The sequence below is a fragment of the Pigmentiphaga sp. GD03639 genome, assembly GCF_029845405.1.
GTDB classification, from domain to species: Bacteria; Pseudomonadota; Gammaproteobacteria; order Burkholderiales; family Burkholderiaceae_B; genus Pigmentiphaga; species Pigmentiphaga daeguensis.
Genome location: NZ_JAOCLR010000047.1, coordinates 25,583 through 32,131, shown reverse-complemented (window position 1 = coordinate 32,131; position 6,549 = coordinate 25,583). Strand labels below are relative to the sequence as shown.

The following is a 6,549-nucleotide window of genomic DNA, read 5'->3' as shown; positions in this document are numbered from 1 at the left end:
GGAGAAAGATTCTTTTCAATCATGGTGGTGGGAGTCCTGTAGCGCCTAACGCTTCATCAGGCGGGAAAGAATGTTGTCGAGAACGTGGTCGAGATGCTCGGCCATGGCCTCTCGTGCGCGAGCCTTGTCGCCGGTGGCCACGGCGTCCAGCAGACGGAGATGCTCGGCCACGGTTTGGCGGAAATCGCCGGGAACCGGCGGCGTGGCGAACAGCATGGACCGGCGGCGCAACTGCTCGATCAGTTCGGCCATGGAACGGCTACCGCAGGCATCGCAAATGGCGCGGTGCAGTTCGAGATCGAGCGCGACGCGCTGCCGGTTGTCCCGGACTTCTCCGGCCAGCAACAGCTCCAGGGCCTTGCGCAGGTCGGCGACCGTGTGGGGTTCGATCCGGCCCGCGGCGTCGCCGGCCGCCTCGACCTCCAGCAGGCGCCGGATCTTGAGCAGCTCGAGAAACTCCTCCAGCGTGATGCGGCGCACTTCCAGCACGCCGTTGTTGCGCTGGATGAAACCTTCGCCTTCGAGCCGCCGCAGAGTCTCGCGCAAAGGGGTACGGGAAACCCCCAGCCGTATCGACAACTGCCGCTCGGAGATCGGCACTCCCAACGGGATCTCATGAGTCAGCAGCATCTCGTGCAACTGCGCATGGAGCCGGTCGACCAGGCCTTTGCCGCCCTCCAGCAGCGGCTCGGTGCCGTCGGCGCCGTCTTCCTCCACGGGACGCACGCCGGCGCCGGAAGAAATGATTGCCATGAAGCGATGCTCCGCTTTATTGCACTGCCGACTTGCCGCCCGGCGCGAACTGCGGGTCGTACACCAGCGACACCGGCGGCGCGGCCGGCAACTCGAAGCTCTCGGTGATGGTGGCGATGTTTTTCTTCATCCGGTCGGCATCGACATAGCCGATCCCGTACTTCTGGACATTCGGCGTCTTGACCTTGTGGTCGATCAGGAACTGCAGGCGCTCGGTTTCGAGCACGGGGTCGATCAGCCGGTTGCGAGCGGCCACCGCCTTCGTCGCCGCCGCCGGGTCGGCTATGGCATCCCGCCATCCTTTCAGCGCGGCGGCGATGAACTTGCGGACCGCCTCGGGCTTGTCACGCAGCAATGCCTGGCTGGCGATGATGGAGTTGCTGTAGACATCCAGGCCGAAATCCGCATATTCCAGAATGTCAACGTTCTCGCGCTTGGCGCCGCGTCCTTTCAGGTTGAACCAGGACGTGTAGTCATTGCCGATCACCGCGTCGACCTGTCCGGTCAACAGCATGGAATCGCGCAACTGCGGCGAGATCTGCTTGTAGGTGATCTTGGACGGATCGACGCCGGCGATGCGCATCAGCGCCGGGAACAGGCGCGCCGGCCCGTCGGCGTTGCCACCGCCCACGGTCTTGCCCGCCAGATCGGCCGGCTTCTTGATGCCTGCGCTGGACAGGCTGATGATCGCCTGCGGCGCGCGCTCGTACATCACGAAAACGACCTTGGGCGTTACCGCGGGCTGGCGGCTGGCGAATTCGACAAGCGTGGAGAAATCGGCCGAGGCCATCTGATAAGTCCCCGACGCCACGCGGGTTACCGCATCGCCCGATCCCGAAGAAGGATCGATGGTGACATCGAGGCCTTGCTCTTTGAAGTAGCCGCGCTCGAGCGCCAGCAGATACGGTCCGGCACTCCCATCGAGCGTGAAGTTGAAGGCGAACTTGATGCGGGTCGGCTCGGCCGCTTGTGCGGAACCCACCACGAACAAAGCGCCCACGGCGAGCAGCTTCAAACCTGAAAACAGTTTCATCGGGATCCTTTCCGGCTGTGGATGACAGGAAAGGCGGCATGCGAACGTGGTGCATACATGTGGCATACCACCTTGATGCCACGGTTATGCAAGTCACATGCCAGCATGGGAACCGGCGTGCGGGAATGACCTGCATCTCCAGTAAAACCGGGGCTTTCAGGGCGAAAGCAAGGACACGACGAAGCAACGCATGCGACCGCCGCAGGAATCAGACGCCGCACCACCAAGGGGCTGGCGCCGGCCTATGTTGGTGCCGGGCGGGGCACGAGCCGACTCGGTCGAATGCGGGTTAACCCTGAATAGTGAGTCCGTTTCAACTGGTCTACTATCCGTACCAGCAGACCAGCACCCGATCCCACCCGCAAGGACCACCCCGCTCATGAGCTTCCGTCTTCCCCGCATTCCGCGCCGCCGGTCGCTGGCCGCGCTGGCCGCCGGCCTGCTGCTGGCCACGGCCGGCACCGCCGCCGCCCAGGACTATCCGCGCCAGCCCATCAAGGTGCTGGTGCCGTCGGTGCCCGGCAGCGCGCCCGACGCCTTCGCCCGTATCCTGGCGGAACCCCTGTCCAGCGGGCTGGGGCAGAAGGTCGTGGTCGAGAACAAGCCCGGGGCGGGCGGGCTGATCGCGATGGAAACGCTGGCCAAGGCGGAGCCGAACGGCTACACGCTGGCGATCGCGCACGACGGCAACATGGCGATCAACACCATCGTCTACAAGCAATTGCCCTACCGGCCCTTGCAGGATTTCACGCCGGTCTCGCTGCTGGGTTTCAACGAGTTCGTGCTGGCGGCCAACCCCGCCCTGAAGATCAAGACCTTCGCCGAATTCGTGGCCTACGCGCGCGGCAAGCAGGGCAAGGCCACGTACGGGTCGGCGGGCGTGGGTTCGCCCAACCACCTGTTCATGGAACAGCTGATGCAGGCCGCCGGTATCCCGCTTTCGCACGTGCCCTACAAGGGCGGGCCGGCCGCGATGCAGGATCTGCTGGGCGGCCAGATCGACGTGATGCTGGTCGGGCTTTCGCCCGCGCTGCCGCACATCCAGGGCGGCAAGCTGGTGGCCGTGGCGGTGCCGCAGTCCACGCGCTCGAAGATGCTGCCCGGCACGCCCACGGTGGCCGAATCCATCCCGGGTTTCGCGACGCGCACGTGGTTCGGGCTGTACGGTCCGGCGGGCCTGCCGGCGGCGGTGGTCGAGCGCCTGAACCGGGAGCTGCGCCGCGTGCTGGCCGATCCTTCGGTGAAGGACCGCATCGCCGCGCAGGGCATGGTGGCCGAGGCCGGTTCGCCCGCCACGCTGGCGGCCATGACGGAAGAAGACATCCGCCGCTACCGCCAACTGGCCGACGCGATCAAATTAGAAGCGAATTGAACCCACCCCTACGCGCTTCGCGCGCCCCTCAAGGGGCGGCACTGGCGGACCGGCAAAGCCGGATCCGCTGTGCCCTGGATCGGACCGCGCACTTCCGCGCGGCGTCATAGAGCATCGAAATGTCTACCCTGCGGCCTAATTTTCTGATCTTCGTGACCGACCAGCAGCGCGCGGACCACCTCGGCTGCTATGGCAACACACAGGTGCGCACCCCGCACATCGACGGCATCGCCGCGCGTGGCACGGTGTTCGAGCGGTGCTACGTGGCCTCGCCGGCGTGCATGCCCAACCGCGCCGCCATCATGACCGGGCGCATGCCTGGCGCGGCCGGGGCGCGCATGAATGGCGTGCCGCTGCCGCTGGACAGCCGCACCTTCGCCGACGCGCTGCGCGAGGCGGGCTGGCGCACGGCGCTGATCGGCAAGAGCCATTTGCAGAACATGACGGACGTCGAGCCGTCCTGGCGCAAGGGCGAGGCCGCCGACCGGCCGCAGGCACGGCGCGAGGACCGCGATTGCGCCGCCTACGAGCAGGAGTCGGTGGTGCGCTGGCGGGACCCGGACCATGCGGTGCGGCTGCCCTACTATGGTTTCGATCACGCCGAACTGTGCCTGGAGCACGGCGACGAAGTCGGCGGCGCCTACGACCGCTGGTTGCATGCCCGCTGCCCCGAGGCCGACACGCTGCGCGGCCCGGACCACGCCCTGCCCGGCGGCAAGACGGCGGCGCCGCAGGCCTGGCGCACCGCGCTGCCCGAGGACCTGTATCCCAGCGCCTTCGTCCGGGACCGCGCCATCGACTGGCTGGAAGACCATGCGGCACGGGGCGGCCAGCCCTTCCTGCTGGCCTGTTCCTTTCCCGACCCGCACCACCCCTTCACCCCGCCCGGCCGCTACTGGGACATGTACCGGCCCAAGGACATCGAACTACCCGCGACCTGCGGGCCGGCCACGCCGGCCGACACGCCGCTCAAGCGCGCGCTGCACGAGGAACTGGCTGCCGGGCGCCGTTCCACGGCCGGCAGCCGGGTCATCGCCGTGACGCAGGACGAGGCCCGCGCGGCCATCGCGCTGAACTACGGCGCCATCACCTGCATCGACGACATGGTCGGCGCCATCCTGGCCAGGCTGCAAGCCCTGGACCTGGCGCGCGACACCGTGGTGCTGTTCCTGAGCGACCACGGCGATTTCATGGGCGACCACGGCCTGCTGTTCAAGGGGCCGCTGCACTACCGCAGCGTGATCCGCATGCCGCTGATCTGGGCCGACCCCCAGGCCGGCGCGGGCGGCCGGCGCGCCGATCTCGCCAGCGCGATCGACATCGGCCCGACCATCCTGGCGCGCGCGGGCCTGGCCGCGCCGCATGGCACGCAGGGACGCGACCTCGCCCCCGCCGCCGCGCCGGCCGCGGCGCGCGCCTCGGTCCTGGTCGAGGAAGAAGGCCACCGCCCCATGCCCGGCAGCGGCCTGCCCAAGGTTCGCACGCTGGTCACGCCGGGCTGGCGGCTGTCGGTCCACGCCTTCGAGGAATGGGGGGAACTCTACGATCTGCGCGAAGACCCCGACGAACGCGTCAACCGCTGGGACGATCCGGCCTGCGCCGCCGTGCGGGCGGAACTGACGCTGGAACTGGTGCGCGCCATGGCGCGCCACGCGGACGAATGCCCGCTGCCCACGCGGATGGCCTGAGGAGACAGGTATGCTTACCGAACCAGTGGCCAAAGTGACAGGGATCACCCGTATGCAGCTTATTTCCCGTATCCCCGGCGATACCCCCAACATCACGCGCCGGACCATCCGCGACCAGATCAGCGACAAGCTGGCCTACATGATCCATTCGGGCCTGCTGCGGCCGGGCGACGAACTGCCTTCCGAACGCGAGCTGGCGACCACGCTGGGGGTGTCCCGCGAGACGGTCCGGGCCGCCATCGGCATGTTGCAGGCATGGCGCATGCTGGAAGTCAGCCAGGGCGCCCGTACGCGCGTGCTGGGTCCGGGCACGGTGGCGGTGCAGGACTCGGTCAGCACGCTGCGCGACCTGGGCGACCGCTCGCTGGAGGAAGTGGCCGAGGCACGCGCCGCGGTGGAGGTGCAGGTGATCCGCCTGGCGACCCGCCGCATCACCCCTGCCCAGTTGAGCCGGCTGGACCGCCTGGTGGCGGACCAGGAAACCATGATGGACGATCCCGTCCGCTTCCAGATCTCGGACCAGGAGTTCCACGAGGTGCTGTACCGCGCCTGCGGCAACGGCCTGCTGGCCGACGTCGTGTTCGACTTCTACGGCTACGCGCTGGAGCACCGGCGCCGCGCCTTGCAGCGGTCGGGCGCCATCGCGCACAGCGTGACCGACCACCGCGCCATCGTCGCCGCGCTCAAGAGCGGCGACCCGGAAACGGCAGTGGCCGCCATGCAGCGGCACCTGGACCAGGTCCATCGCACCACGCTACAGGAAATCGATCACTCATGAGCACTCCCGTTTCCCTGGACCCGCGCGCCGCGGGCCTGTTCGGGCCCGACAGCCGGCTCGAACGCCTGTACACCGGCGCCACCTGGAGCGAAGGCCCGGTGTGGCTGGCGGCGCAGCGCATGATGCTATGGAGCGACATCCCCAACAACCGCATCCTGGCCTGGGACGAGCGCGAGGGCGGACGGGTCTGGCGCGACGAGGTCGACTTCACCAATGGCCACACCGCCTCGGCCGACGGCTCGCTGCTGCACTGCTCGCACGGCATGCGCGCCATCCTGCGCACGCGCTTCGACAGCGCCGGCCGCCCCGGCGCGCCCGAGGTGCTGGTCGATCGCTATCAGGGCCGCCGGTTGAATTCGCCCAACGACCTGGTCGAGAAGCGCGACGGCAGCATCTGGTTCACCGACCCTCCCTACGGCATCCTGTCCGACCGCGAAGGCCACCAGGCGCCGTCCGAGCTGCGCGCCAACTACGTGTTCCGCTACGACCCGGCCACCGGCGCGCTGGACGTCGCCAGCGACCTTGCCGAGGAACCCAACGGCCTGGCGTTCTCGCCCGACGAAAGCGTGCTGTACGTGACCGACACGTCGGCCGCGCTGCGCACGGACGGCAGCGGCAATCACCACATCCTGGCCTTCGACGTGATCGGCGGCCGCACGCTGGCCCGCCCCCGCGTGTTCGCGGTGGTCGAGCCCGGACTGGCCGACGGCATACGGGTGGACGAACGCGGCCGGGTCTACAGCAGCAGCGAGGACAGCGTCCAGGTCTATCACCCCGACGGCACGCGCCTGGCCCGCATCCCCGTCCCCGAGAAGGTCGGCAACCTGACCTTCGGCGGCGCCGCGCGCGACGAACTCTACATCTGCGCGTCGACCTCGCTGTATCGCATCCGCCTGAACACGCACGGCCATTCCTGAGAGCCCGC

6 protein-coding genes are annotated in these 6,549 nt (G+C 68.3%); 4 read left to right on the top strand and 2 right to left on the bottom strand.

Going from position 1 to position 6,549, the window contains the following annotated elements; genetic code table 11:
- Positions 1-45: 45 nt before the first annotated feature.
- Both N5K27_RS27560 and N5K27_RS27555 read right to left on the bottom strand, forming a co-directional pair.
- Complete coding sequence (locus N5K27_RS27560; RefSeq protein WP_087836549.1) at positions 46-753, bottom strand: GntR family transcriptional regulator; 708 nt, start codon at positions 751-753, stop codon at positions 46-48.
- A gap of 16 nt (positions 754-769) precedes the next feature.
- Complete coding sequence (locus tag N5K27_RS27555; RefSeq protein WP_165963367.1) at positions 770-1,786, bottom strand: ABC transporter substrate-binding protein; 1,017 nt, start codon at positions 1,784-1,786, stop codon at positions 770-772.
- Between the two features lie 379 nt (positions 1,787-2,165).
- Between N5K27_RS27555 and N5K27_RS27550 the strand changes: the two genes are divergently transcribed.
- The 4 genes from N5K27_RS27550 to N5K27_RS27535 all read left to right on the top strand — a co-directional run bounded on the left by N5K27_RS27550 (position 2,166) and on the right by N5K27_RS27535 (position 6,541).
- A complete protein-coding gene (locus N5K27_RS27550) occupies positions 2,166-3,158 on the top strand; it encodes a tripartite tricarboxylate transporter substrate binding protein (protein ID WP_165963366.1) in 993 nt (330 codons plus the stop codon).
- A 119-nt stretch (positions 3,159-3,277) separates the two neighbouring features.
- A complete protein-coding gene (locus tag N5K27_RS27545) occupies positions 3,278-4,846 on the top strand; it encodes a sulfatase-like hydrolase/transferase (RefSeq protein WP_087836552.1) in 1,569 nt (522 codons plus the stop codon).
- A 52-nt stretch (positions 4,847-4,898) separates the two neighbouring features.
- Positions 4,899-5,624 (top strand): FadR/GntR family transcriptional regulator, encoded by a 726-nt coding sequence (locus N5K27_RS27540; protein WP_176400614.1) that lies wholly within the window; start codon positions 4,899-4,901, stop codon positions 5,622-5,624.
- Complete coding sequence (locus N5K27_RS27535; protein ID WP_087836554.1) at positions 5,621-6,541, top strand: SMP-30/gluconolactonase/LRE family protein; 921 nt, start codon at positions 5,621-5,623, stop codon at positions 6,539-6,541. Before N5K27_RS27540 ends, N5K27_RS27535 begins: the two co-directional genes overlap by 4 nt.
- Positions 6,542-6,549 lie beyond the last annotated feature (8 nt).